At 65.1% G+C, this 26542-nt stretch carries 22 protein-coding genes and 1 tRNA gene; 2 read left to right on the plus strand and 21 right to left on the minus strand.

Annotated elements, in window-relative coordinates:
* Nucleotides 1–54: 54 nt before the first annotated feature.
* The 13 genes from PLZ73_05740 to plsY all read right to left on the minus strand — a co-directional run bounded on the left by PLZ73_05740 (nucleotide 55) and on the right by plsY (nucleotide 15190).
* On the minus strand, nucleotides 55–1224 hold the full coding sequence (locus PLZ73_05740) for a pyridoxal phosphate-dependent aminotransferase (protein HOO77375.1): 1170 nt from the start codon (nucleotides 1222–1224) through the stop codon (nucleotides 55–57).
* Between the two features lie 3 nt (nucleotides 1225–1227).
* Nucleotides 1228–2406: a nucleoside-diphosphate kinase gene (locus PLZ73_05745; protein HOO77376.1), complete on the minus strand. Its 1179-nt coding sequence runs from the start codon at nucleotides 2404–2406 to the stop codon at nucleotides 1228–1230.
* A 125-nt stretch (nucleotides 2407–2531) separates the two neighbouring features.
* Complete coding sequence (locus tag PLZ73_05750; protein HOO77377.1) at nucleotides 2532–2678, minus strand: DUF5679 domain-containing protein; 147 nt, start codon at nucleotides 2676–2678, stop codon at nucleotides 2532–2534.
* Nucleotides 2679–2757: 79 nt separating this feature from the next.
* Nucleotides 2758–3294: a hypothetical protein gene (locus tag PLZ73_05755; GenBank protein HOO77378.1), complete on the minus strand. Its 537-nt coding sequence runs from the start codon at nucleotides 3292–3294 to the stop codon at nucleotides 2758–2760.
* Between the two features lie 84 nt (nucleotides 3295–3378).
* A complete protein-coding gene (gene mnmA, locus PLZ73_05760; protein ID HOO77379.1) occupies nucleotides 3379–4455 on the minus strand; it encodes a tRNA 2-thiouridine(34) synthase MnmA in 1077 nt (358 codons plus the stop codon).
* Entirely contained in the window at nucleotides 4452–5264 is an 813-nt protein-coding gene (locus PLZ73_05765) for a type III pantothenate kinase (GenBank protein ID HOO77380.1), read from the minus strand. Before PLZ73_05765 ends, mnmA begins: the two co-directional genes overlap by 4 nt.
* Before the next feature lie 13 nt (nucleotides 5265–5277).
* Nucleotides 5278–7899, minus strand: a complete 2622-nt coding sequence (locus PLZ73_05770; protein HOO77381.1) for a valine--tRNA ligase — start codon at nucleotides 7897–7899, stop codon at nucleotides 5278–5280.
* Nucleotides 7886–9487 (minus strand): citramalate synthase, encoded by a 1602-nt coding sequence (cimA, locus tag PLZ73_05775; protein ID HOO77382.1) that lies wholly within the window; start codon nucleotides 9485–9487, stop codon nucleotides 7886–7888. The genes PLZ73_05770 and cimA overlap by 14 nt, the downstream gene beginning before the upstream one ends.
* 23 nt (nucleotides 9488–9510) lie before the next feature.
* Complete coding sequence (locus PLZ73_05780) at nucleotides 9511–10737, minus strand: aspartate kinase (protein HOO77383.1); 1227 nt, start codon at nucleotides 10735–10737, stop codon at nucleotides 9511–9513.
* A gap of 52 nt (nucleotides 10738–10789) precedes the next feature.
* Entirely contained in the window at nucleotides 10790–11998 is a 1209-nt protein-coding gene (locus PLZ73_05785) for a cofactor-independent phosphoglycerate mutase (GenBank protein ID HOO77384.1), read from the minus strand.
* 6 nt (nucleotides 11999–12004) lie between these two features.
* On the minus strand, nucleotides 12005–13294 hold the full coding sequence (locus PLZ73_05790) for a homoserine dehydrogenase (protein ID HOO77385.1): 1290 nt from the start codon (nucleotides 13292–13294) through the stop codon (nucleotides 12005–12007).
* Between the two features lie 92 nt (nucleotides 13295–13386).
* Nucleotides 13387–13461: transfer RNA gene (locus PLZ73_05795), tRNA-Pro, on the minus strand.
* Between the two features lie 73 nt (nucleotides 13462–13534).
* Nucleotides 13535–15190 carry a glycerol-3-phosphate 1-O-acyltransferase PlsY gene (gene plsY / locus PLZ73_05800; GenBank protein ID HOO77386.1) on the minus strand — a complete coding sequence of 552 codons (1656 nt, stop codon included), beginning with the start codon at nucleotides 15188–15190 and terminating at the stop codon, nucleotides 13535–13537.
* Nucleotides 15191–15418: 228 nt separating this feature from the next.
* On the opposite strand from plsY, the gene PLZ73_05805 reads away from it, so the two are divergent.
* On the plus strand, nucleotides 15419–16087 hold the full coding sequence (locus tag PLZ73_05805) for an outer membrane beta-barrel protein (protein HOO77387.1): 669 nt from the start codon (nucleotides 15419–15421) through the stop codon (nucleotides 16085–16087).
* A 29-nt stretch (nucleotides 16088–16116) separates the two neighbouring features.
* Here the strand turns inward: PLZ73_05805 and PLZ73_05810 are convergent, their stop codons facing one another.
* Genes PLZ73_05810 through proC form a run of 8 tightly spaced genes read right to left on the minus strand, consistent with a single transcriptional unit; the run spans nucleotide 16117 to nucleotide 24024 of the window.
* Nucleotides 16117–17124 carry a class II fructose-1,6-bisphosphate aldolase gene (locus PLZ73_05810; protein ID HOO77388.1) on the minus strand — a complete coding sequence of 336 codons (1008 nt, stop codon included), beginning with the start codon at nucleotides 17122–17124 and terminating at the stop codon, nucleotides 16117–16119.
* Between the two features lie 58 nt (nucleotides 17125–17182).
* Nucleotides 17183–18799, minus strand: a complete 1617-nt coding sequence (locus PLZ73_05815) for a hypothetical protein (GenBank protein HOO77389.1) — start codon at nucleotides 18797–18799, stop codon at nucleotides 17183–17185.
* Nucleotides 18780–19517 (minus strand): serine O-acetyltransferase, encoded by a 738-nt coding sequence (gene cysE / locus PLZ73_05820; GenBank protein ID HOO77390.1) that lies wholly within the window; start codon nucleotides 19515–19517, stop codon nucleotides 18780–18782. Before cysE ends, PLZ73_05815 begins: the two co-directional genes overlap by 20 nt.
* Nucleotides 19514–20893 (minus strand): sigma-54 dependent transcriptional regulator, encoded by a 1380-nt coding sequence (locus PLZ73_05825; protein HOO77391.1) that lies wholly within the window; start codon nucleotides 20891–20893, stop codon nucleotides 19514–19516. Before PLZ73_05825 ends, cysE begins: the two co-directional genes overlap by 4 nt.
* Nucleotides 20890–22080, minus strand: a complete 1191-nt coding sequence (locus PLZ73_05830) for an ATP-binding protein (protein HOO77392.1) — start codon at nucleotides 22078–22080, stop codon at nucleotides 20890–20892. Before PLZ73_05830 ends, PLZ73_05825 begins: the two co-directional genes overlap by 4 nt.
* Nucleotides 22077–22367, minus strand: coding sequence for a DUF167 domain-containing protein (locus tag PLZ73_05835; protein HOO77393.1), 291 nt, complete (start codon nucleotides 22365–22367; stop codon nucleotides 22077–22079). Before PLZ73_05835 ends, PLZ73_05830 begins: the two co-directional genes overlap by 4 nt.
* Complete coding sequence (locus PLZ73_05840) at nucleotides 22364–23206, minus strand: YggT family protein (GenBank protein HOO77394.1); 843 nt, start codon at nucleotides 23204–23206, stop codon at nucleotides 22364–22366. The genes PLZ73_05835 and PLZ73_05840 overlap by 4 nt, the downstream gene beginning before the upstream one ends.
* A gap of 5 nt (nucleotides 23207–23211) precedes the next feature.
* Nucleotides 23212–24024, minus strand: a complete 813-nt coding sequence (gene proC / locus PLZ73_05845) for a pyrroline-5-carboxylate reductase (GenBank protein HOO77395.1) — start codon at nucleotides 24022–24024, stop codon at nucleotides 23212–23214.
* A 213-nt stretch (nucleotides 24025–24237) separates the two neighbouring features.
* Here proC and PLZ73_05850 point away from each other — a divergent pair, with 213 nt between their 5' ends.
* Entirely contained in the window at nucleotides 24238–26535 is a 2298-nt protein-coding gene (locus PLZ73_05850) for a PAS domain S-box protein (protein ID HOO77396.1), read from the plus strand.
* The last annotated feature ends 7 nt before the right edge of the window (nucleotides 26536–26542 follow it).

Below are 26542 nucleotides of genomic sequence, written 5' to 3' on the forward strand. Positions count from 1 at the left end.
CGATGGGCCGCCACCCGGCGGCGCCCCGGAAAGGCCGGAACCCGGAGCGGGATATCAAACCCGGAGCCGGGAGAGGAACTCCTCGAAGCGGTCGATCCCCCTCATGATGTTTTCCAGGGAATCGGCGAACGACATGCGGATATTGGTATCCCAGCCGAAAGCGATCCCCGGAACCACGGCGATCCGGGCTTCCTCCAGAAGCCGGTCCGCCAGTTCCAGGGAGCCGAGGCCGAATGCGGAAATATTGGGAAAGGTGTAGAAGGTCCCGGTCGGGCGCACGCAGGTTATGCCTTCGATCCGGGAAAAGCGGTCCATGATCGCGTCCCGGCGACCCTCGAAAGCGAGGCGCATCTCCTCGACGCACCCCTGGTCTCCTTTCAAGGCGGCCAGCGCCGCGTACTGGGTCATGGTGGCGGGGTTGGATGTGGAATGGGATTGAAAGGAGCTGATCGCTTTCGCCACCGGTTCCGGGGCGGCGAGGTACCCGATTCTCCAACCGGTCATGGCGTAGGCCTTGGAAACGCCGTTGACGACGATGGTATGGTCTTTGATCTTCGGCGAGAGGGAGGCGATGGACACGGACCGGAATCCGTCGAAAACCAGGTGTTCGTAAATCTCGTCGCTGACGACGATCAGTCCCCGGCTCACGGCCAGGTCGGCGATTTTCTCCAGGTCCTCGACCGGGTAGATGCCTCCGCTGGGGTTGCAGGGGCTGGCGACCACGATGGCGCGGGTCCGGGGGCTGAGCGCCGCCTGCAGGGCCTCGAAGTCGAGACGGTAGCCCTGGTCTTCCCGGGAGTCGAGAAACACCGGGACCCCTCCGGCCAACCCCACCTGTTCCGGGTATGTCACCCAATAAGGGGATGGAATGATCACCTCGTCCCCGGGATCGAGCACGGCGGTGAAGGCGTTGTACAGGGAATGCTTGGCCCCGCAGGAGATGACGATCTGGGAGGCGGAGTATTCCAGCCCGTTTTCCCGCAGGAATTTCTCCCGGACCGCTTCCACCAGTTCCGGCATTCCCTTGGCCGGAGTATAGCGGGTCTTGCCCTCCTCGATCGCCCGGCAGGCCGCGGCCCGGATGAAGGCGGGGGTGTCGAAATCCGGTTCTCCGGCGGCGAAACTGATCACGTCGATTCCTTCCTTCTTCATGGCCTTGGCTTTGCCGGTGACGGCCAGCGTCAGGGAAGGACTGATTCGGCTGAGTCTTTGAGAAACTTTCATAGGTTATTTCTTCCGGTAGAATTCGGAGATTATCCGTTTGAAATCGTTTCGCTGTATCTCCAGGATCGCGATTTCGCGTTCGAAATTTTCCCGCGAATCCGAGGCATGGGCGACGTTCTCGTTGATGCTGTGGGCGTACATCTTTCGGATCGTAGCCCAGCGGGCCTTGGTCGGATCGGTCGCTCCCAGCACTTCCCTGATACTGGAAATCGCGTTCGGCCCCCGGTAGAGCAGAGCCAGGCATTTTTCCGGTCCGGGCGCCCGCCGAGCGGCGGCGCCCCGGGCGCGGCGGGGATCGACCCCGGACATGGTTTCGATGATACGGTCGAATTCTGCCCGGCCCATGAGCTTCTTAAGGATGTTCACCATCTTCATCAGGTCCGTTTCGGGTATTTCGAAATCGAAGGTCTCGGCCAGGGCGTGTTTGAGGGGGGAAAGGACCCGGTTTTCCATCCGCTCCGGGAGTTCTTCGGCCACCGGTTGATAGAACTTTTCGGCCTGGGCCACGCTCATCTGGATGATCTTGGCCCCCACGATCTTCAAGCCGGTCCGCGAGATGATGTCGATGACGTTGCCGGCGACGCTGCTGGGCCCCTTGAAATTACCGGGTTTGAGCATGACCAGGGTGGTTTCGGTCGTTACGGAGGGGGGGAAACAGCAGCAGCGGCTGAGAATGCCGCCGTCCCGGTCCGAATAGCGCGCCCAGAGCCGGAGGTACGCCTCTGCCTCGGAGATCTCGGGGATGATGAACACCGCCGGCTCGAAATAACGGACCCTTCCCTGCTGGTCCTTGATATAGTCCCCGTAGGTGTCCCGGACCGTCTCCCCCAGGATCGAATCCCGGCTGATCGGCCCCACCACGTGCTCCCGGAGTTCGGCGATGGCGTTTTCTCCCCGGAAAAGCAGAACCAGGACCCGGGGCTTGAGGCCGCTCTCGTCCCGGGTCAGCCAGTGCTCGCGCATGTAGCCGCGGATATGCTCCCGCACCATCCGGGCTTCCGGCGATCCCTTGATCCCGATCAGACGGCATTGTTTTTCCACCAGTTCGCGGCTGGGGGCGAACATCCGGGCTGCCACCAATTCGCAGGTGGTGAGCGACAGAAGCCTGGCGATCACTCCGCCGGTGCGCGATTTTTCGATGGTATAGGGATTGATCCACACCGCCGCAAGTTGAGCCGACATCTCCTACCTCCGAATTCTCCGGCCGGCGGCCGTCGGAACGGCCGGGCTATGCGAAACAAGCAGGATAATCGCTATCCTGCTTGCTTGCTGGAACCGCCCCCCGGAGCCGGGGGGCCTGGATCCGGTCACTTCTTCTTGGGAAGAATCTTGTACATGCCGGTTCCGCAGGTCGGGCATTTTCCCTTCATGGCGGAACGGCCGTTTTTCATGGTGACTTCTTTGGCCTCGGCCATGGGCCTTTTGGCCTTGCATTTAACGCAATAACCTTCCATCCGATCCTCCCGGTTAAGGTTGCTGACTGTTCAAATTATGCTGATGGCGGCTCCCGCAGTCAACACGCATTTAGCGGCGTCAGAAACGGAAATGAGCCCGCGCGCCGAACGTGAGGTAGTCCTTGTCGAAATCCTCGATGCTCTTGAGCTGGTCCACGAAGTAGTAGGCGTCCACGTCCAACCACAGCGGCCCCAGGGGGAGTTGAACTCCCGCCTTGAAGTGATAGGAGAGATCGGACCATTCTCCGTCGCTTCCTCCCAGGGGGTCGTCGTATTTGATGTAGGTCTTGTTGATGCCGACCCCGACATTGACCAGGTCCCCCAGGAGATTGAGGATCGCCGTGCCCATGGGCGTGACCTGATAGTCTATGGACCCGCTGCCCGGGTAATAATTGAGAATGGCTTCCGCCCCGAGAAAGGTCAGAAACTGGACCCGCAGGGATACGAGATAGGAGAGATAATCTTCGTCGATCTTCCAGTCGTCGTTTTCGATCGACCCCAGCATTTTGTTGTAGAACACTCCCGCACCCAAGCCGGCTTCGACCTGGGACCAGGCGCCCGCGACGGGAAGGAACAACGCCGCCGCCAGGCAGACAGAGCCCAAGATTCGTTTCATCCTCACCTCCCTGATTCGGTGCTCGGACGTCGGTTCAACTATACGATACGCCCGGGCGGGGGGCAAGCCTCAAGGGGGGGCGGTTCATTCCCGGCCGGCGCGGCGGATGAAGCCGGCTCCCGCCACCAGGTCTTCCCGGTAAAACACCGCCAGCTGGCCCGGAGTTACGGCTTCCTGGGGACGGTCGAACCTGACCTCCCCTCCCCCGGCCTCCCTCGGAACGAGTTCGGCCGAAGCCGCGGGGTGGGTGTTGCGGATCTTGACCGACACCCGTAGGGGTGCGGACGGCCGGGGAATGGAGACCCAATTGATCTCCGAAACCGTCATCCGTTCGGCGAGCAGCTCCTCCCGGCTCCCCACCACGAGCCGGTTGGAGGAGGCGTCGATTCCGGTGACATAGAACGGCCCCCGCCCCGCCAGGTCGGGGCCCAATCCTCTTCTCTGGCCGACGGTAAAAAAGCATATTCCCGGATGGCGGCCGAGCACGGTCCCGCTTTCGTCGACGATATCTCCGGGACGGGCGGCGTCCGGGATCAGCCTCCGCACCATCGCCCGCAAACCGCCGCCGGCGGTGAAGCAGGCTTCCTGACTGACCGGCATCGGTTCGAATCCGGGCAGGAGCCGCTTCAATTCGGACGCGGCCCGGGCGTCGCTGAACGTGCCCAGGGGAAAGACCAGGCGCTTCAGCTGCTCCTGGCGCAGGAGACCCAGAAAATAGCTTTCGTCGCGTTCCGGAGAACGGTTTTTCTTCAATACCGCCCGTTCCCCGTATTCCAGCCGGGCATAATGCCCGGTGGCGAGGGCCGCGGCGCCGGCGGCGACCGCGGCCTCCAGCAGGCGCCCGGCCTTGAATTCGAGGTTGCAGAGAGCGCAGGGGTTGGGGGTTTTCCCGGCCTGGTAGTCCCGCAGGAACGGTCCCACGACCAGCCGCTCGAATTCGCCGCTGAAGTCGAGGGTTTTCCAGGGTATCCGCAGGCGCCGGCAGAGGTCGTCCACCCGGGCCTCCGTCGTTTCGCGGATGGACCCGGCCGGGTCGGGGGCGAGCAGGAGGTGGTACCCCGTGAGCCGGTAACCGGCCTCCGCCAGCAGGGCCGCCGCCAGACTGGAATCCTTGCCTCCGCTCAGGGCCACGCCGATGCTGCTGCCCGGGGGGGGGATCATCGCTCCAGTATGATTCTGAGGCCTTTCAGGGTGAGGAGCGGGTCGACGACAAAGGGGAGCGACGGCTCCTCCCCGAGGATGAAGCGGGCGTGCCCCCCGGTCGCCACCAGCCGCGTCTCCCCTCCCCAGCCCAGTTCCCGCAGAAGCTTGCCGATCAGGGTTTCGACCGCTCCCAGGGTACCCCAGTAGACCCCCGAACGGATCGCCGAGACGGTGTCTCTTCCCAGCACCCGGCGCGGCTTGCGCAGGCGCACTTCGGGCAGAAGAGCCGCCTCCCGGAAGAGCGCGGCGGTGGAGATCCCCAGGCCCGGGGCGATAACGCCTCCCAGGTATTCGAAGCCGGCGCCGACCGCGTCGACGGTGACGGCGGTGCCGAAGTCGACGACGAGGGCGGGAGCGCCGTACAGGGTGTGGACGCCGACCGCGTTGGCGATGCGGTCGGCCCCCACCCGCGAGGGGAACCGGCAGCCGAAGCGCATCCCGGTATCCGTCCGGAAGGTGAGCTTCGGACACGGGAGGCCCAACTCCCTGCGCACGGCCCCGACTACCGGGGGTTCGCGGGGAGGGCAGACCGAGGCCAACAGCGCTCGATCGATCGGAGCGCCCTGCCGCAAACGAGCGGACAGGGAACTCGCGAAACCGGGGTCGGCGGTTTCGATCGACCACCGCAGAAGGGGCCGGGCCCCCGTGCCCCACACCGCGCCGGTCAGGGCGGTGTTGCCGAGATCGAGCGTCAGCAGACGCGGCGCGGCGGCGTCCTCCCTCCCCCTGCGGCAACGGTCGGTCGCGGTGGCGGACGCCTTCCTCATGGGGCCCGGGCCTCTATCCCCCGAGACCGGCCAGGATTTCTCGAAGCCGGCCGACCTCGTCCTCCAGTTCATCCCGGCGGGCGGCGGTGCGCTCCCTGACTTCAACGGGAGCCCGTTCGCCGAACCGGGGATTGGCGAGGCGGGAGCGTACCCGCTCCAGTTCCTCGAGCGCCTTCTCCAGTTTTTTCTGGAAGCGGGCCCGTTCCTGCTCCGGATCGACCAAGCCGGTCAGGGGCATGAAGACGGCGCTCCCTTCCACCAGGCCCGAAGGCGTGGGGCCTTCCGGAACGAACCCGGAATCGACTCGAAGCCGGGCGTGCCGGATCAGGGCGGCGATGCTCCCGGCCTCGACCTTCAGTATCGCTTCCCGTTCGGGGGAGTCGGGGACCGCCACGATCTCCACCTCGCGGTTCGCGGGGAGGTCGTACAGGGCCTTGAGGTTGCGGGCGGCGGTGACCGTCGCGTGCTTGAATTCGGCGGCGGCGGCGGCCGCGGGATCGATGAAGGATTCGTCGGAAAACGGCCAGGGGCCGTTCGCCAGAAATTTCGTGTTCCCGGTTTTTTCCCAGATCTCTTCGCTGATGAAGGGCATGAAGGGGTGGAGAAGCCCCATGACCCGGGTCAGCACCCGCCGCAGGGTGCCGCGGGTCAGGGCCGCCGCCGACGGCGGAGCGGCGCTCAGCGTGTGCTTCGCCGCTTCCAGGTAACGGTCGCAGAAATGATGCCAGAAAAAGTCGTAGAGACTCAGCGCGGCCGTGTTGAACTGAAAGCGCTCCAGCGCTTCATCCACTTCCGCCGAGGTCCGTTCCAGCCTGTCGAGGATGGCCCGTTCGTCCAGGCCCAGGCCGGGCGCGCCGGGGACCGGGTCGACGGCGGGTTCACCTTCGATGTTGGTCATGACGAACCGGGCGGCGTTCCAGATTTTATTGGCGAAGTTGCGCCCGAGTTCGCACATCTCGTTGGAGTAATATACGTCCTGTCCCACCGGAGACAGGCGGGCGATGGTGAAGCGCAGGGCGTCGGCGCCGTACTCGGCGATGACGTCGAGGGGATCGGGGGAGTTGCCCAGGCTCTTGGACATCTTCCGCCCTTCAGTATCCCGGATGATGCCGGTAAAATAGACTTGGCCGAAGGGGACCTGCCCCCGGAACTTGAGGCCGGCCACGATCATTCTCGCCACCCAGAAAAAGATGATGTCGGGAGCGGTCACCAGGGTGCTGGTCGGGTAAAATTCCTCCAGATCCGGGGTCGCGTCCGGCCAGCCCAGCGTGGAAAACGGCCAGAGCCAGCTCGAAAACCAGGTGTCGAGGACGTCCTCGTCCTGGACCCAGCCGTCTCCCTCGGGGGCTTCCCGCCCCACGTAGAGTTCTTCCCCCCGGTACCAGGCCGGTATCCGATGCCCCCACCAGAGCTGCCGGGAGATGCACCAGTCCCTGATGTTTTCCATCCAGTGCTGGTAGACCTTGACCCAGCGCTGGGGGAAAAACTCGATGCGGCCGTCGAGCACGGCTTCCAGCGCGGGGACGGCCAGGGGTTTCATCTTCACGAACCACTGCACCGAGAGGTAGGGTTCGATGACGGTCGCGCACCGGTAGCAGTGGCCGACCGCGTGGCGATGGGGGACGACTTTCTCCAGGAACCCTTCTTCTTCCAGCGCCGCCGCCACCCGGCTTCGGCATTCCCGGCGGGACAGGCCCGCGAACCTTCCCGCCTCCCGGTTCATGACCCCCGAGGTGTCCATTACCACCAACTTCTCCAACCCATGCCGGTTCCCCATCTCGAAATCGTTGGGGTCGTGGGCGGGCGTGACCTTGACCGCTCCGGTGCCGAAGGCGGGGTCGACCGCGGGATCGGCGATCACCGGAATCGTTCTCCCGGTCAGGGGAAGGATCAGCGTCCGGCCGACAAGGCCGCGGAAACGCTCGTCCGCCGGATGTACGGCCACCGCGGTGTCGCCGAGCATGGTTTCGGGACGGGTGGTGGCCACGGTGATCGCCCCCTCCCCGTCCGCCAGGGGATAGCGGATATGCCAGAGCGAGCCGTCCAGTTCGACATGGTCCACTTCCTCGTCGGAAAGAGCGGTATGGCAGCGGGGGCACCAGTTGACCAGGTAAGGCCCCCGGTAGATCAGGCCCTGCTCGTAGAGGCGCACGAAAACTTCCCGGACGGCCCGGCTGAGCCCGTCGTCGAGGGTGAACCGTTCCCGGGACCAATCGCAGGAAGCGCCCAGTTTCTTGAGCTGCCGGATGATGGTTCCCCCGTAGCGCTCTTTCCATTCCCAGACCTTGGCGACGAACGCCTCCCTCCCCAGGCCGTGGCGGTCGAGGTTCTCGGATCGGAGGGCCTTCTCCACCACGTTCTGCGTGGCGATGCCGGCGTGGTCGGTGCCGGGGATCCACAGCGCCCGGCGGCCTTTCATCCGCTGCCAGCGGATGAGGATGTCCTGGAGGGTGTTGTTGAGGACATGCCCCATGGTCAGAATTCCGGTGACGTTGGGCGGAGGGATGACGATGACGTAGGGCTTGCCCTCGCCCCGGGGCGAAAAACACCCGTGCTCCATCCATTCCCCGTAAATCCGCTCCTCCACCTCCGCGGCTTCGTAACGGCTCGGCCAGTCGCGGTCAGTCACCGGCATCGTGCCCGTCCTTCTCCCGTTTTTCCTCACGGCGGATGAGGGAATAGTCGATGCTGTCCACCAGGGCTTGCCAACTGGCCTCGATGATGTTCTCGGAGACGCCCACGGTGCCCCAGATGTCCTTGCCGTCGGTGGTTTCGATGAGAACGCGCACGGGCGCGGCGGTGCCGGCGTCGGAAGCCAGCACTCTGACCTTGTAGTCGGTCAGGGTCGACGATCCGATCGAGGGAAAGAAGGGCAGCAGCGCCTTGCGCAGGGCGTTGTTGAGGGCGTCGACCGGACCGTCGCCTTCGGCGGCCGTGTGCTCGATCTGGTCCTTGACCCGGACCTTGATGGTGGCTTCGGCGATCGGGTCCTCCCCGGGACCCCGTTTTTCCACGGAAACGCGGAACCCCTCCAGCTTGAAGAAATCCCGGTGGCGGCGCAGCGCTTTCTGGATGAGGATGCGGAAGGAGGCGTCGGCTCCCTCGAACTCGTATCCGTCGCTTCCCAGGCGCTTGAGTTCGTCCAGTATCTTCCTGGTCTCGGGAGTGTCTTTTTCCAGGTTGACGCCGAATTCGACCGCTTTCAGGATCACGTTGCTTTTTCCCGAAAGCTCGCTGACCAGGATCCGGCGGCTGTTTCCGACCAGAGCGGGGTCGATGTGTTCGAACGTCCGCGGATTCTTACGCACGGCGTCGACGTGCATTCCCCCCTTGTGGGCGAACGCGGCCGCCCCGACGAAGGGAGCCCGGGGATACGGGCGGAGATTGGCCAGGGTGTCGACGAAGCGCGAAGCCTCCTCCAGGCGTCTCAGCTGCCGGTCGGAAATGCAGTCTATCCCCATCTTCAACTTGAGGTTGGGGATGATGGCGCAGAGATCGGCGTTCCCGCACCGTTCCCCGTAACCGTTCATGGTCCCCTGGACCATGACCGCACCGGCTCGAACCGCGGCCAGCGAATTGGCCACGGCCAGGCCGGAATCGTTGTGGGCGTGTATGCCCAGGGGAACGGCGAAGGCGGAGGCGACGCGGCGGGTCGCTTCCTCTACCTCGTGGGGGAGAGACCCTCCGTTGGTGTCGCACAGGACCAGAAAATCGGCTCCGGATTCCGCCGCCGCCGCCAAGACCGCCGAGGCGTACCCGGGGTCGTCCTTGTAGCCGTCGAAGAAATGCTCGGCGTCGAAGATCACTTCGCGGCCGCGCTCCTTGAGAAAAGCCACCGTATCCCGGACCAGCTCCAAATTCTCGCCGGGGCTGACCCGGAGGACATCGCTGACGTGCAGCAGCCAGGATTTACCGAAAACCGCCACCGCCGGGGTTCCCGCCTCCAGGAGGCCGAGAACGTTTTCTTCCGCCTCGGCCGCGACCCCGGCCCGGCGGGTGCTGCCGAAAGCCACGGCCCGGGTCCGGCCCAGGTCGATCTTGGAGACCTCCCGGAAGAAGGCCATGTCCTTGGGATTGGAGCCCGGCCAGCCGCCTTCGACGTAATCGAAACCGAGCCGGGCCAGTTCCTCGGCGATCCGGATCTTGTCGGGCAGGGAGAAACTGACTCCTTCCGCCTGGGTCCCGTCCCGCAGGGTCGTGTCGTAAATCAACACCCGTTCCATCGGCCGTTACCTCCCGGATATGCTCACGTCTGCGCGTCCAGCCCGAAAGCGGCATGAACCACCCGGGCGGCCCGATCGCCGTCCTTTGCTTCCACCACGCAGGAGATTTTGATCTCCGACGTGCTGATCATCATGATGTTGATACCGTTGGCGGCGAAGGTCTCGAACATGGTTGCCGCCACTCCGGGATGGCTCTTCATCCCCACTCCCACCACCGAAACCTTGGCGATATCTTCGTGCACGCGGATGCTTCCGGCGCCGATCTCGGTGGAAAGCGTCTTCAGTATTTCCCGGGAACGGACGGTGTCGGCCTTGGGAACGGTGAAAGAGACGTCGGTGAACCCGTCTTCGCTGACGTTCTGGATGATCATGTCCACGTTGATTCCGGCGTCAGCGATCGCCTTGAATATCCGGGCGGCGACCCCGGGCCGGTCGGGAACCCGGGTTATGGTCAGCTTGGATTCCTCCTTGTTCAGGGTCACACCCCGGATGACTACTGCTTCCATCGACATTTCATCAACCTCCTCGGCGACTATCGTTCCCTCGTCTTCGGTGAAGGTGGAGCGGATATGAAGCACCACGTGGAACTTTTCCGCGAATTCGACCGCCCGGTTCTGGATCACCTTGGCGCCCAGGCTGGCCATCTCCAACATCTCTTCGTAGCTGATGCGCTCCAGCTTCCTGGCCGCGGGGACCACCCGGGGGTCCGATGTGTAGACGCCGTCGACGTCGGTAAAGATTTCGCAGGCTTCCGCTTTCAGGGCCGCGGCCAGGGCCACGGCGGTGGTATCGGACCCGCCCCGGCCCAACGTGGTGATATCGTTGCGGGCGTTGACGCCCTGAAAGCCCGCCACCACGACCACGTTCCCCCGCTCCAGCTCCTCCTCTATCTTTCCCGGAGCGATGGCGTCGATCCGCGCCCGGGTGTGGCTCTCGTCGGTGACGATGCCGACCTGGTCGCCGGTGAGCGAAATGGCTCCCACCCCGCGGGAATGCAGGGCCATGGCCAGCAGGGCCGATGAAATCTGCTCCCCGGTGGATATCAACTGGTCCATTTCCCGGTCCGAGGGATCGGGGCTGATCCGGTGGGCCAGGTCGATCAATTCATCGGTGGTGTCTCCCATCGCCGAAACCACCACCACCATCCGGCAGCCGGCGCTCTGCTTGGCGGCGACCCGGCGGGCGACATTTTTGATTTTTTCGATGTCGCCGACCGAACTCCCGCCGAATTTCTGTACTACGATGCCCATGGTTATGCTCTCGCTGCGCTGCTTGAGTTGGCCGGGCGGCTCCCGCCCGGATTTATAGTTTCTCCCGTTCCAGTAAAAGGGGAAGCAGTTTATGGCCGATTCTCAGGCCGAAGCGGCCGCGGCGCGCTTCGGTTTCTCCGTATGAAGCCATGGCGTCGGGAGCGATTCCGGGCCCCCACACCGCGAAGGGAACCGGGTCCTCGACGTGGGTCTTGATCTCGACCGGAGTGAGGTGATCGGGGAGGAGGAGGATACGGACGTTCCCCCCGGCCTCGGCCGCCGCCAAAAGCGGCCCCACTACTTTTTCGTCGATCGCCTCGATGGCCCTGATCTTTTCCCCGACGTTTCCGGCGTGGGAGGCTTCGTCCGGAGCTTCGATATGGACGAAAACGACGTCGAAGCCCTCCAACGCCCTCACCGCGTAAGCTCCCTTGGCTCCGTAGTCGGTGTCGAGGTAGCCCGTCGCTCCCGGAACCGCGATCCGGTCGAGACCGGCGTAGACAGCGATGCCGTTGAGCAGATCCACGGCCGAAATCAGGGCGCCCCGGAGGCCGAAGCGTTCCTCGAAGTGGGCGATGGAGGGGGTTTTCCCCTCCCCCCAGAGCCAGATCATATTGGCCGGGTTTTCTCCCAGATCGATCCTGATCTCGTTGATCTCGATATTCTTGAGAATGACCAGCGATTTCCGGATCAGGTCCTGGAGAAACCCGCCGCCCCTGCCCCGGGGGAGATGGGGATGAAACGGCTCCCCGACGATATCGTGAGGAGGAGTCGTCGTCAGTTTCCCGCGCCCCCCCTCGAGCAGGTCCTCCTTGACCACCGCCAGCTGACGGTACCCCACCCCGGCGTGGAACTGGATCCCCCGGCCCCCCAACCGCGCTTCCAGCAGGTCGACGATCACCCCGGCTTCCTCGGAGGATATGTGCCCGGCGCTGTAATCGGCCAGACGGTCCTTGGCCGCGGTCACCAGGTTGCAGCGGAAGGCGACTTCGTCCGGCTGGAGCTCGACGCCCAGGCTGGCGGCTTCCAGGGGACCGCGGCCGGTATAGGACGAAGCCGGGTTATAGCCGAGAATGGAGAGGTTGGCCACGTCGCTTCCCGGAGAAAACCCGGGGGGGACGGTGCGCAGGAACCCTCCGGCGCCTTCCCTCGCCAGGCGGTCCATATTCGGAATCCGGGCCGCTTCCAGGGCCGTTTTCCCTTCCAGGGCCGCGACCGGGTGGTCGGCCATGCCGTCGCCGAGTATGACCACGGTCTTCATCGGCCCTCAGCGTTCGACCCTGATCCGGACCGGCGGTTCCTTGATGACCGAGAGCGCCTTGATCTCCTTGAGCGCCGAATTCATCCTGGCTTCGAGGGCCCGGTGGGTCATGATGATGACGGGCACCGCTCCCTTTTCCCGGCGACCTCGTTGAATCACGGAGGCGATGCCGATCCCACGGGCGGCTAAAATGCTGGCGATCCGGGCCAGCACCCCCGGCCGGTCCACGGCCTGGAGCCGGAGGTAGTGGGAACATTCGATGTCGCCGACCGGGAGAAGGCGGGGGAGGCGGCGCCCGAGGGGCACTCCGGCCGACGGGACCGCCTTCCCCAAGATCATCCTGCCGGCTTCGATCAGATCGGCCACCACCGCCGAGGCGGCGGGGCCTTCTCCCGCCCCCTGGCCGTAAAACATGCTCTGCCCGCTGAAGTCCCCGTCGAGGTAAACGGCGTTGAGCACCCCGCTGACCGAGGCCAGGAGGTGGTGACGGGGGATCAGGGTCGGGTGGACCCTCATCTCGATCCCGGCGGGGCCGTCCTTGGCGATGGCCAGAAGCTTGACGGTATATCCCAGTTCCCCGGTGTAGAGGATGTCCTCGGAAGTCACCCCTCCGATTCCTTCCACCAGAACTTTGCGGTAATCGAGCCAGGCGCCGAACGCCAGAGAAGCCAGGATCACCAGTTTATGGGCCGAATCCAGCCCGGCCAGGTCGAGGCTGGGGTCGGGCTCGGCGTACCCCAGGACGCGGGCTTCGTCCAGGGCCGCGTCCATGGAAAGACCCTCGTCGGTCATCCGGCTCAGGATGTAATTGGTGGTGCCGTTGACGATCCCCAGTATGGAGGTGATCCGATTGGCCGCCAGCCCCTCCCGCAGCCCCTTGACGACGGGGATGGCCCCGCCGACGCTGGCTTCGAAGAACACTTCACGTGAGGAAGAGGCGGCGGCGCGGAAGATGGAGCGGCCCCGGCGGGCCAGTACCGCCTTGTTGGCGGTGACCACGTACTTCCCGGCCTTGAGAGCGCCGAGGATGTAGCTGCCGGCGGGTTCCAACCCCCCGATCAGCTCCACGACCACGTCGATGGAAGGATCGGCGACGACCTCGGCGGCATCGGCGGTCAGCAGCGACCGGCGCACCCTGATCTTCCGGGGTCGGGAAAGATCGGTATCGGCGATGCGGGCCACTTCGAGTTCCGCTCCCAGGCGCTCCGATATCAGACCGCCGTTCTTCCGGAGAATCTTCAGGACTCCCGTCCCCACGGTGCCCCACCCGATCAGGCCTATGCGGATCTTTTTCATGCGTTTCTCCCCGGGACGGCGGGTTCCGCCCGGCGCGTCCCCCTGCAAGTACGGGAGGGCCGAAAGCCCTCCCGCTCGTCGAACCTGCCGACTCGGGGCGCCGGGATTCGAACCCGGGACCTCATGAACCCCATTCATGCGCGCTAGCCAGGCTGCGCCACGCCCCGCCGAATGCAGGTGCGAACTTAGCGCGGGCGGGGCCGAATTGCAAGGAGCTTTTTCCCCCGCGGGGTCCGGCCGTCACTCCGTCCGGGGGGCCCGGGTCATCAGGTCCCTGACCGCTTCCTGGGGGTTCTTCCCCTCGTGCAGGACCAGGTAGACCTGTTCGGTGATGGGCATCTCCACGCCCACTTTCGCGGCCAGGGCCCGTACCGCGCGGGAAGCCCCCACCCCCTCCACCACCATCTCCGTGGAAGCCAGGGCCGCCTCCACGCTCACGCCCCGGCCCACCATCCGGCCCAGCCGAAGGTTGCGGCCGAACTCGCTGAAGGAGGTGGCGATCAAATCGCCGATTCCCGACAACCCCCAACTGGTCTCGACTTTCCCCCCCATCGCCCGGCTGAGGCGGGCGATCTCCACCATCCCCCGGGTCAGGAGCGCGGCCTTGGCGTTGTCCCCCAGGCCGGAGCCGTCGGAAATTCCGGCGGCGATGGCGATGACGTTTTTGAGCACTCCCCCCAGCTCCACGCCGATCACGTCGTCGTGGGAGTATACCCGGAAATTATCTTCCATGAGGATGGCCTGGGCCTGAAACGCCACATCGTGGTCGTCGGATGCCACCACCACGGTGGTGGGCAGTCCGCGGGCCACTTCTTCGGCGTGGCTCGGCCCGGAGATCACCCCCACCCGGCGGGTGGCCAGGGTCTCCGCCAGCACGACGCTCATCCGCTTCAGGGACTTCGGTTCCAGGCCCTTGGCGGCGCTGAGGACGATGGCCCTGCGGGGGAGATGTTCCCGGACCGCCCGGCATACTTTCCTCATGTACCGGGAGGGAACGGCCATGATCACGGCGTCGGCGCCGCGGAGGGCCTGCCGGAGATCGGAGGTCAGAACGACGGTTTCGGGGATAGCCATGCCCGGGAGGTAGCGGACGTTCTCCCGAGTCCGCTGCATCTGGTCGATATAGTCGGGGAAGGCGCCCCAGAGGACCACCTGCTCCCCCTTGCGGGCGAGAAGCAGGGCCAGCGCGGTCCCCCAACCGCCGTCTCCGACCACCGCCACCCGGCGATGGCCCCGCTGGTACCTGCGCAGCAGCCGGGAGAGGTTTCCGCGGGGCCGGCGGCCGAGCCGGTTTTCGGTGCCGGCCAGAAGCCGTTTGATGTTGCCGGCGTGCTTGGCCACGACCACCGCCGCCAGAACCGTCATGAACACCACCAGGGGAACGGGACGCCGGAAGAGATACATGAGCAGAGGCAGGGATACCGCGGCGACGATCGACCCCAGGGATATGTAGCGGGAGATCCAGACCACCGCCAGCCAGATGCAGAGACTGGCGCCGAACACTTCCCAATCCAGGGCGAGCAGGGCGCCGGCGCAGGTGGCGATCCCCTTTCCTCCCCTGAACCCCAGAAAAACCGAACAGACGTTCCCGGCCGCCACCGCCGAAAACGCCGCGATCTGGAACAACCCCGTCAACGCCGGATCGGCGCCCGCCCAGTGCGCGCACCACCACGCCGCCACCCTCACGGCGAAAAATCCCTTGCCGGCGTCGAGCACCAGGGTGAGGACCCCGGCCAGGCTGCCGGCGGTCCGGAGGACGTTGGCGAACCCGATGTTCCCGCTCCCCTCCCGGCGGATATCGATTCCCCGGAGGCGGTAGGCGAGGAGGTAACCGCTGGGGACCGCCCCCAGAAGATAGGAGACGACGATGCAAAGCAGCATGTACAAGACGGTCATTTCACCATTCCCGGAATCCGTTTCTTTCGATTTTACGATTCCGCGCCCATCCTTCAATCTAAATCGGCCCGGGGCCCCGCTCGGGGAGAGCCGCCGGGCGATCGGCCGGTTTTCGCTTTACGCCGAAGGGAACGGGCAGTAGTATGCGCCGTCCCCGTCGACAATCGCTGAACCGATCGGGCGGACGGGGCGTAGTAGGGGAAGGAAACCCACCGAGGAGACGAGGGGATGATGACGAGATACATGGCCATAGCTTCTTTGATAGCGGTCGGCCTGGCCGGAACCGGTTCCGCCGGCGAATTCCGGATCGGCGCCCACGCCGCTTACCTTAACCCCAAGGCCAGCGAGTTCGACGGCCAGATCGGTTTCGGCGGGTCGCTCAAATATAAGTTCAACGATTTCCTCGGAATCGAAATCGGAACCGATTACTTCCAGTGGTCGATCGACGAACTGGTGGACATGCCCTACTCTCTTCCCGATTCCACGGTCTATTACAACGAAAAAGACAAGGTCATGCCCCTCTACTTCCAGTGCCTGGTCTACTCCGGCCCCCTGGAAAAATATGCCCGGGCCTACCTCGGAGTCGGCGGAGGATACTACTACATCGACGCCGATATCGAGGGCAGCTACAACGTGGTCGATCCCGGCAGCGGGGCCGTCTATCCCGTCAGCGTTACCGGCGACGTCACCGGGCAATACTCCCTCCACGTTTCGGGAGGGGTCGATTTCATGCTCAGCCAGTACATCTACCTCAACGTCGAAGCCCGATACGTCTTCACCCGGATCGACCGGGAACAAACCCACTCCAACCCCGACCTGGGAACGATCACGGTCAAGGAAGACGATACCGACTTCTGGAACTGGCAGGTCCGGGCGGGGCTGGAATACCGGTTCTGAACCGGCCCCCCGCTCCGGCCGCCCCCGCGTCAGGCTTTTCCGGCGGAGCCCAGCACTTCCCGGTTTTTATGGGCGTAGAGCTCCTTGAGGGCTTCGCGCGCCGGGCCCAGGTACTTGCGGGGGTCGAATTCGGCGGGTTTGGTTCCCAGCACCCGGCGGACCGCGGCGGTCATGGCCAGGCGGCCGTCGGAATCGATGTTGATCTTACAGACCGCCGAGCGGGCGGCGCGGCGAAGCTGCTCTTCGGGGATGCCCACCGCGTCTTTGAGGGCTCCGCCGTAGCGGTTGATGGTCTCCACCTGATCCCGGGGGACCGAGGAGGAACCGTGAAGCACGATGGGGAACCCCGGGAGCTTCTTTTCGATCTCTTCCAGGATATCGAACCGCAACGGCGGGGGGACTAAAACCCCGTCCCGGCCGCGGGTGCACTGCTCGGGGGTGAACTTGTTGGCTCCGTGCGAGGTTCCGATCGAAATCGCCAGCGAGTCCACGCCGGTGCGGGTCACGAAATCGACGACTTCCTCGGGTTGAGTATAATGGGATTTCTCCGCGGCGACGTCGTCCTCGACCCCGGCCAAAACCCCCAGTTCCCCCTCGACCGTGACGTAGTCGGGACGGGAATGGGCATATTCCACCACCTTGCGGGTCAGGGCCACGTTCTCCTCGTAGGGCAGCGCGGAACCGTCGATCATCACCGAGCTGAACCCGTTGTCGATGCAGTCCTTGCAGAGTTCGAAGCTGTCCCCGTGGTCGAGGTGGAGTACGATGGGGATTTCGGCGCCCAGTTCCCGAGCGTACTCGACGGCTCCCCGGGCCATGTTCCGGAGCAAGGTGGCGTTGGCGTATTTCCGAGCGCCCGACGAGACCTGGAGTATGACCGGGGAGCGTGTTTCCACGCAGGCCTGGATGATCGCCTGCAGCTGCTCCATGTTGTTGAAGTTGTAGGCGGGGACCGCGTAGCCCCCCTCGATCGCCTTGGCGAAGATGTCTTTGCTGTTGACCAGTCCCAACCGGCGGTAGCTGACGTAATCACTCATATCGGTTCTCTCCTTGTCGCCCTGAGGTTGACAACCCTTTATGTTCGTCAACTCTATGTCACTCCTCCGGGCCTGTCAAGGGGGCCCCGGAAGACTGGTCGGCGCTCATGAAACGCTCCAGCCGGGCCGTTTCCTCGCGGTACGCCCGGGCCTCGGCCCCGGTCAGGGCCGCCGCCCGCGCCGTCGCCAGGTTGCGGGCGCCGGTCCAGAAAACGGCGGCGCAGACCAGGCTCAGAACCGCGGCGGCCGAGCGGGCGACGGGGCTTTTCAGCCCCCAGAGGATAAGACCGCCCAGATAGAATCCGGCCATGACCCCGGTCAGGACGACAAACGGCAGGATCCCCGGCCATTGCCGCCATCCCCACGCTTCGCCCAGCGAAGGGGCGAACAGCCCCTTCTCCATGAGCGCCGGCGCCAGATCGTACAGCGGCGCGGAAAATACCAGGGGAAAATAGGGGAAGGTGGCGGCGGCGGAAACCGAGTGGATGACGGAGATCAGCCCCAGCGGGGCCAGAACCAGGGCCCAGGCTCCCCGGCGCCGGCTCCGGGCCAACAACCGGACCACGGCCGTCAGCCAGAAGGGGATCAGCGGCACCAGGTGCCGGGGACCCGCCGACCAGCCCCCCTCCCAATCGGAGAAGGCGCTGGCGATGTAGAAGTACGACAGCGATATCCCGATGAAAAGCCATCCGTCCGCGCGCCGGCGGGGGTCGGCCGCCAGAACGATCAGGCCGGGGACGGCCGCGGCCAGGATCGGCGCGTAAAACAGCAACCCTCGGAACGGGCTCACGGTGAGGCCGAAAACGGTTTCGAGACGGGGGTACGTGACTCCGACAATGCCCCGGTTATGAGCCAGGAAAAAGGCCCGGTGCGTTTCGTGCAGGTAGGGGAGCGAGAAAACGCCGCCGAAGCAGGCGCGCTGGTAGAGCATGAGACCGGCCAGGGGGACCCCCAGCCCCAGGGCGAAAACGAGAGCGCGGCGGACGGACCGACCGCCCCGCAGCGAATAGAGCCAGAGCAGGAGCGCGGGTACCGCCGCCGGGTATTCGACGACCACGGCCAACCCGGCCAGAAAGCCGGCGCCCGCGGGAGCGCGTCCCCGTTCCAGGAGGGCCCAGGAAGAGAAAAGGAGCATGCCCGCCGGGTAGTGGCTGTACAGAAGCATGGAATACGCCAGGGCCGGGGTTCCCGCGGCGCTGACCGCCAGCAGGGCCAGGCGCAGGGGAGCGGGAGCCCCCATCCTTCTCCAGACCGAATTCAGGACCAGCAGGAACAAAGCCGCCGGCAGGGAAACCGTGCTCAGCCGCAGGAGGTAGAGGAGCAGGGGTTCGGCGGCGACGCGTCCGGCCGCCGTTTCCACCGCCCGGATTCCCAGGTAGGGAAGCGCCGCCAGGAAGGAGATTCCCGGGGCTTTATTCGAATAAAACCGACCCCGAAAGTACGAGATATCCTGGGTGAAATGCGCCTTGACTTCCCGATCGATGGAGAGGCTGCCCCGATCGACCAGGGCCCGGGTGAGGAAAACCCGGCTGTATTCGTTGGTGTTCCAGAACCCCGGCCAGTTATATACGGGCCAGGCGAAACAGAGAAAGGCCAAAACCGCCACCGCCACGGCCGGGCGGCTGTTCCCCGCCCCCGCCGCCGGGACCCCCTGCTCAAGCGGCGTCGTCGCCATCCTGCTGAGCCCGGGTGAACTCCTGGAGGATCTCCCGCTTTTTTTCTTCCAGGAGACGGTCGATGGTGGCCTGGATCCCCTCCACCGACTCCAGTTTGGCCACCCGTTCCTGGAGCTGTTCGTTGGAGCGGACCATGATCTTGATCGCCTCCGCCACCGGGTCCGGAAGTTGGGCGTGGCGGAGTTGGGCGATATAATCCTCGTCGAACCCCATGACGATCCTGCCGGGGACCCCGACCACGGTCGCTCCGGGGGGCACGTCCCGGATAACCACGGATCCGGCTCCCACCCGGGCGCCGTCGCCGACGGTAATCGGACCGAGGATGATGGCCCCCGCGCCGATCTCCACGTTCCGGCCCAACGTCGGATGCCGTTTCTGTTTATGCAGACACGTCCCTCCCAGTACCGCCCCTTGATAGAGCAGGCTTCCCTCTCCGACCCGGGCGGTTTCGCCGATAACCACGCCCGCGCCGTGGTCGATGAAGACTTCGGCCCCGATATCGGCCCCGGGGTGAATATCGACGTTGGTCAGGAACCGGCTGAGGTTGGCGACGATCCGGGCCGCCAGGCGCATTCCGCGCCGCCAGAGCCAATGCGCGACCCGATGCAGCCAGATGGCGTGCAGGCCGGGGTAGCAGAGCATGACTTCGAGATAACTGCGCGCCGCCGGGTCGCGCTTGAAGACCGATTTCAAATCCCGCTTAAGCGAAGCTATCATTCCTCACCAGCCTTTGTTGCCCGATCCTCCAACCCGTATTCGCGCAGTTTTCGGTAGAGGGTGCGGCGGCTGATCCCCAGCATCCGGGCCGCCGCCGCCTTGTTGTAGCGGCAATGTTTCAGGGCTTTCCCGATCGAATCCTTTTCCCTTATCTTCAAATTCAGCGCCGGGGGCGGGACGGCTCCTTCGCCTCCTGCCCCCGCTTCCCGGATCGGGGGGGGGAGGTCCTCCACCCCGATATGCCTCCCCCGGGCGAGGACGACCATGCTCTCCAGGCAATTGCGCAGTTCCCTGACGTTCCCGGGCCAGGAGTATGCCTGCAGGCGGTGCATGGCTTCGGGAGAAATCTCGATCCCCGTAAGACCGTTTTCGGCCGCGAACTCGGCCGCGAAGGTCCGGGCCAGCAGGGGAATGTCGTCCTGGCGGCGGCGCAGTGGCGGCAGATCGATTCTGACCACGTTGAGGCGGTAGTAGAGGTCGTCGCGGAAGCGTCCCTCCCGGCGCAGACGGTCGAGATCGGCGTTGGAGGCGGCCAGGAGCCGGATGTCGACCCGGATGGGGACGGAACCGCCCACCCGCTCGAATTCCCTGGTCTCCAGGAACCGCAGGAGCTTTACCTGGATCTCCGGGGGGATCTCCCCGACTTCGTCGAGAAAGACGGTCCCTCCGTCGGCGACTTCGAACCGACCTTTGCGCATGGCGATCGCCCCGGTGAACGCGCCTTTTTCATGGCCGAAGAGTTCGCTCTCCAGCAAAGAAGGCGAGAGGGCGGCGCAATGCACGGGTACGAAGGGCCCGGCGCGACGGGGGCTCTGCTGGTGAATGGTCCGCGCCACGACTTCCTTCCCGGTCCCGGATTCTCCGGAGATAAGCACGGTGCTCCTGGTCCCCGCGATCTGGCGGATGACGGCGATGACGCGCTCCATGGCCGCGCTTTTTCCGATCAGGGATTCGAACCCGAACCGTTTTTCCAGCTGTTCCCGCAGATACTTGTTTTCGGCTTCCAGGTTCTGGCTCTTCAACGCCCGGGCCACCAGCAGTTCCAGCTGCTCGATGTTGACGGGTTTGGTCAGGTAATCGAACGCCCCTTCTTTCATGGCTTCGACCGCCGAATCGACGCTCCCGTAGGCGGTCATGATGATGAAGAGGGTGCCGGGGCTGATCCGCTCCCCCCGCTTGAGGAGGTCGAGACCGGTCATGCCGGGCATGCGCAGATCGCTGATCACCAGGTTGATCTGTTCCGCGGCCAGGATCTCCTCCGCCTGGAAACCGTTTTCGGCGGTAAGTACCCGGTAGCCGGGGAGGTTCAGCGCATCCTCCAGGCCGGTGCGCGAATTTTTTTCGTCGTCGACGATCAGTATGGTCGCTTTCTTCATGGGCTTGACTTCGGAGAATCCTCCTCCTCGCGCGGTTTGGGAAGGGCTTTCAAGGTATCGGGCCGGAGCGGAAGCCTGACTTTGACCGCCGTCCCCACTCCTTCTTCGCTGCTCACTTCGACCGTTCCGCCGTGCTGGCGCACGATCCGGTAGACCACCAGGAACCCGAGTCCGGCCCCTCCTTCCCTGGTGGTGAAGAACGGCTCCGCGATCCGGCCCAGGTCCCGGGAGGAGATGCCCCCCCCATCGTCGGCCACCGTGAGCTGAAAATACCCCCCGTCCTGAGCCCATGAAATTTCTATGGACCCGGACCGGGCGATGGCCTGGGCGGCGTTCCGGACCAGGTTGATCAGGGCCTGTTTGAGTTGATCGCGGTCGAAGCGGCACCGGAAGGGACGGGACGGCGGCTTGAGGATGAGATCCACCCGGCGTTCTTTCAGTTCCGGTTCCAGCAACGTCTCGACTTCCCCGATCACCTCGCTCGGGTCGTGTTCCCGAAGCGAGACGGGGGCCGGGCGCAGCGCCTGGAGAAACTGGCGGACGATGCCGTTGAGGCGCTCGATCTCCTCCCGGATCACTTCGGCGCTTTTGCGCAGGGGAAGCCCGTATCGAGCGGGCAGTTCCCGGAGCCGTCGTTCCAGAAGCTGGGCGTGCAGCGAAAGGGAACCGAGGGGGTTGCCCAGTTCGTGGGCGACGGCGGCGGTGAGGAAGGAGAGGTAATCCACGGTCGCCGCCTTGCTGGCTTCGGATTCGGCCCGGCGCAGGCGCGTGACGTCGCTCAGGACCAGAACGATTCCGCCGAAGCTCCCGTTTCCGTCGAAGAGGCCGCTGCGGCTGAGCCGGACCCAGCGCGGGGATGTCCCGGCGATGAAGATATCCCGGGTCAGGGCCTGCCCGGGCAGTCGCAGGCCCTGCCGGACGATGTCGCGGACGGCGCCCAGGGGCACGGCTTCTTCGTATCCGAGACCCAGGGGCTCCTCCGGGAGGTTGAGCATCCCCTCCGCGGCCCGGTTGACGAGGACGATCCGGCCTCCGGCGTTGAAGGCCACCACTCCTTCCTGCATGCCGTTGAGGATACCCTCGAGAAAACCTTTGCGGGCCTTGAAAGCCAGCAGGTACTCCTCCAACTCCTGAGGGCCGATCCGGTCCAAGCGCTCGATGAAGCGATCGATGAATTCCTTTTTCATCGCGGCGCCGCCCCCGGAGTTTCCAGAAGCCGCGCGGCGGCCGCGGCCGGATCCATACCCTCGATCCTGACCAGCTTGTCCCGGGAATGGCGGCCGGCGGAGATCGAGACCGCGGAACGGGGAATTCCCAACGCGCGGGAGAGGAAGCGGACCAGGGCCCGATTGGCTTTTTCCTCGACCGCCCGGGCGGTCACCTCGATCCGGATGGCGTCGCCGTGCGGGCCCGCCACCCGGTCCCGGGCCGCCCCCGGACGGAGACGCACCTTGATTCCTTTTCCCGCGGTCACGGCAGGACCTCGTACAGCCGGAACAGAACGAGTTCGGCCAGCCGGCGCGCGACCAGGACGGCGACGATGGCCGCGGCCGGGGTCAGATCCCAACGGTCGATGCGGAGGTTGAGCGCTCGGAACGGCCGCAGGATCGGATCGGTCAGGGTCTCCACCATATATCCCATTCCGCCCCGCGGACCCGCGGGGGGGAGGAAGGAAAGAACGGCGCGCGCGATCAGCAGGAGGACGACAATGCCGGAAAAACCGAGCAGGGCCCCCGCCGCGCTCAACCAGCCCCGGATCAGCGGCTCGGACGGCGGGAGCAGAAGCCCCGCGGCCACGTAGGAAACCCGCACCAACGCCAGGAGCGCCCCGAAAGCCGCCACCCAGGCCAGAAGGGCCGGGCCCGGGCGGGGCAGAGCCCGGCGGACCGGGCCGAGCACCTGCGCCGACAGGCGCGTCATCTGGTTGGCAGTCCCCGGGGAAAGGCACTCCAGGAAGAGGAAAAAAGCCGCGACCTGGTACCAGAAAACCGCCAGGGCGGCCAGGGCCCGGGCCGGGCCCCAGAAGAAAGAACCGGCCGTGAAGATCCAGTGATCGGGAAAAAGCGCCAGGCGCCGGGCCGCGGGAGGGTAGATCGCTCCCAGAAGGAGCACCGACAGGGCCAGCGCCGCCGCCGCCGCCGTACGCGGTCCCGCCCCTCCCAGAATCCGGCTCAGGAACCGCAGCGGAGAGTCGGTCGCCCGTTCGATCCCTCGGTAGACGGGGTTGAACGCCAGCTGGCCGGTTCCCGAAACCAGGGCCCTCACCAGAAGACAGACCGTGTAGAGCTTGACGGCCAGTTCGATCAGCTCCATCGGTCTTACTCCTTCTCCCCCAATTCCCGGCTGCGGTCCCGGGCGGCCCGGACCGCTTCGGCGATGACGGCTTCGAACCCCCGGCGGTTCAAAACGGCCAGGGCGGCTTCGGTCGTGCCCCCCGGAGACGTCACCATTTCCCGGAGCCGCGCCGCCCCGGCGGCGCTCTTCTCCAGAAGCCGGGCCGCGCCGGCGACGGTTCCGACCGCCAGTTCCCGGGCGGTTTCTTCGGGCAGCCCGATCCGTTCGGCGGCCGCCGTCAAGGCTTCCGTGAAGGCGAAGAGATAGGCGGGCCCGCTGCCGGAGACCGCCGTCACCGCGTCCATGTAACCCTCCTCGAGTTCCACCACCCTTCCCGACGGGGAGAGGATCTCCCGGGCCAGGGCCATGTCTTCGGCGCCGGCGTAGCGGCCCGGGCAGGCCGCCGACACCCCCGCCCCCACCAGCGCCGGCGTGTTCGGCATCACCCTGACCACCGCCGGGGCGCCGCCCGCCATGCGCTCCAGGGATGAAGTGGAGACCCCGGCCATGATCGATACGATCAGTCGGCCGTTCCAATCCGACGAGGGGATGGCGCCGAAGACCTCGGCGGCGGCCTGAGGTTTGACCGCGATGACCACGACCTCGGCCTGGCCGACCGCCTCCCGGTTGTCGCCCGTGACCCCAACTCCCAAGTCCCGCTTCAGAACTTCCCGGCGGCCGGCGACCGGTTCCGCCACCACGATCCGCTCCGGGGGGAAAACCTTCGCGGCCAGCAGCCCCTCGATCAGGGCCCGGGCCATATTCCCGCCTCCGACGAACGCTATCGTTCTCTCCATGTATCTCCCCTGTGTGTTAAATTGACACTGTCAGCGTGTAAATCCTATCCAACCGGGCCCGGGGAGACAATCCTAAAGCGGGCCCGGCTCTCCGGTTTTCCGGGCATAAGCCGAAATTTTTTGCCGATAAAACTTGTAATTACGCGGCGAATACGTTTTGAATATGAAGACTCTTTCACCGACTCGCGGGATTATCGTTTTCGGCATGAGGATATGACGTTCGATCGAAAATCGGGCCGGCCCGGACGCGGGCGCCGGGCGGGGGAGCCGGACCCTTTGCCCGCCGGCGGCGATAAGGACGATTATTACCGCACCCTCTTCGAAATCAGCCCCGCCTCCATCATTCTGGAGGACGAGGGGGGGCTCATTCTCGACGTCAACCCCGCCTTTACTTCGATCCTGGGATACGACCGTTCCGAGGTGGTCGGACGCCACGTCTCCATGTTCTCTTCCAGCGATTCCCGTAAGGACATCGACGACCATATCCGGAAGATTCTCCGAGGAAAAACGTTTCGGCATATGGTTAAAAACCGCCGTAAAAACGGAGAAGAATGTTTCCTCGACCTCAACGAAACCGCCCTCCTGCTGAGGGGGGGGAGACGGGAAATCCTGTGCGTCGCCACCGACATCACCGAATCGGTCCGTTCCACGCAGGCCCTGCGGGACTCGGAAAGCCGCCTCGGCGGCATCCTTTCCTCCATGATCGACATGGTCTTCGCTTTCGATCGGGACCAGCGTTTCGTCTTCTACCACCTTCCCGAAGGCGTCAAGCTCTACCGTGACCCGACGGTGTTCATGGGGAAAACCCATGGAGAGGTCATGCCCCCGGAAACCGACCTTCTTTTCCAATCCGCCTTTGCCGCGACCCGGCGGGGGGAATCCGTCACCTACGAATACAGCCTGGGCAACCCTCAGGCGCCGGAATGGTATTCCTGCAAGCTTTCCCCGCTCCTCCTCGACGGCGCTTTTCAAGGAGCGGTGGGCGTGGTCGCGAACATCACCGATCGCCGGCGGGCCGAGGAAGCGCTGCGGCGCCATTCCCTGGTCTACCGTTCGGTGGATGAAGCGGTTCTGGTCTTCGACCGGGACGGGTGCTTCATCGACGTCAACCCCGCCGCCGAGCGCATCACCGGCTGGAGCAGGTCCGAACTGCTCGGGCGGCCGGCCGCTATGATCAACCCGAAGAACCGCGCCCGCCGGATCCGCGAGGAGATCATGGACGGCCTGGATCGAAACGGCGTCTGGAGCGGAGAGATCCCCTTGGTCACCAAGGAGGGAAGACGCCGCACCCTCTCCGCGGTCATTTCCTGCCTCCGCGATACCGACGGGAAACGGATAGGAACGATCGGCATCAACCGGGACGTCACCGACCAGAAACGGATCGAGGAGGAGCTGGCGCGGACCCAGAAACTCGAATCCCTGGGCGTGTTCGCGGGGGGGATCGCCCACGATTTCAACAATCTCCTGATGAGGATCATGGCCAACGCTTCCCTGGCGGCGGGTGCGGAGAAAGAGGAAGCGGCGGGGCTGCTCCGGGAGATCGAGGACGCCTGCCGGGAAGCCACGGGCTTGACCCGCCGGCTGCTCACGTTCTCCCGGGGAGGGGCCCCCGCCAAAATTCCGCTCGCGGTCGGCGACATGCTGCGGGAATGCGTCGATTTCGCCCTGCGGGGTTCGCGGACTGACTGCGCGTTCGCCATCCCCGAAGATCTCTGGCCGATCGAAGCCGATCCCGGCCAGATCGCTCAGGTGATCGGACATCTGACGGCCAACGCCCTCCAGGCCATGCCGGAGGGCGGCGAACTCCTGGTCGGGGCCGAGAACGTTTTTCTCTCCGAAAACGGCCCTGCCCTCCTCTTGCCGGGGAAATATGTCAAGATCACGGTCCGCGATTCGGGAACCGGCATATCCGAGGAAACGCGTTCGAGAATCTTCGATCCTTTTTTCAGTACCAGGGACGGGGGGACCGGGCTGGGCCTGACTATCTGCCATTCCATCGTCAAGAACCACGGCGGCTCGATCGCGGTCGATTCCGAAACGGGACGAGGGGCCACCTTTACCGTCCATCTTCCCGCCGTCGAGTATCCCGGAGATCCCGGGGAGGATTCCGAGCCCGGCGGGGAGCGGGGACGCGGCCGGATTTTAGTCATGGACGACGATCCGGCCGTGCTCAAGATCACCCGGCGCATGCTCGAGCGGCTCGGTTATGGGGTGGAAACCGCATGCGCCGGCGAAGAGGCCGTAGACGCCTATCTCCGGGGGCTCTCCGCCGATCAGCCCTTCACCGCGGCCATAGTGGACCTGACGGTGCCGGGGGGAATGGGGGGCAAAGAAGCGGCGCGGCTGATCGCGCGGCACGATCCGGCGGCGCGGATCGTCGTCGCCAGCGGCTACTCCGACGATCCGATCCTGGCCGACTTCAGGAGCTACGGATTCGCGGGCATGATCGTCAAGCCCTATACCATCGCCGCCCTCGGCCGGGAACTCGCCCGCGTGCTGGCTTCGCGCTGAAACCGGC

The sequence above is a fragment of the bacterium genome, from assembly GCA_035380285.1.
Lineage (GTDB): Bacteria > Auribacterota > Erginobacteria > Erginobacterales > DAOSXE01 > DAOSXE01.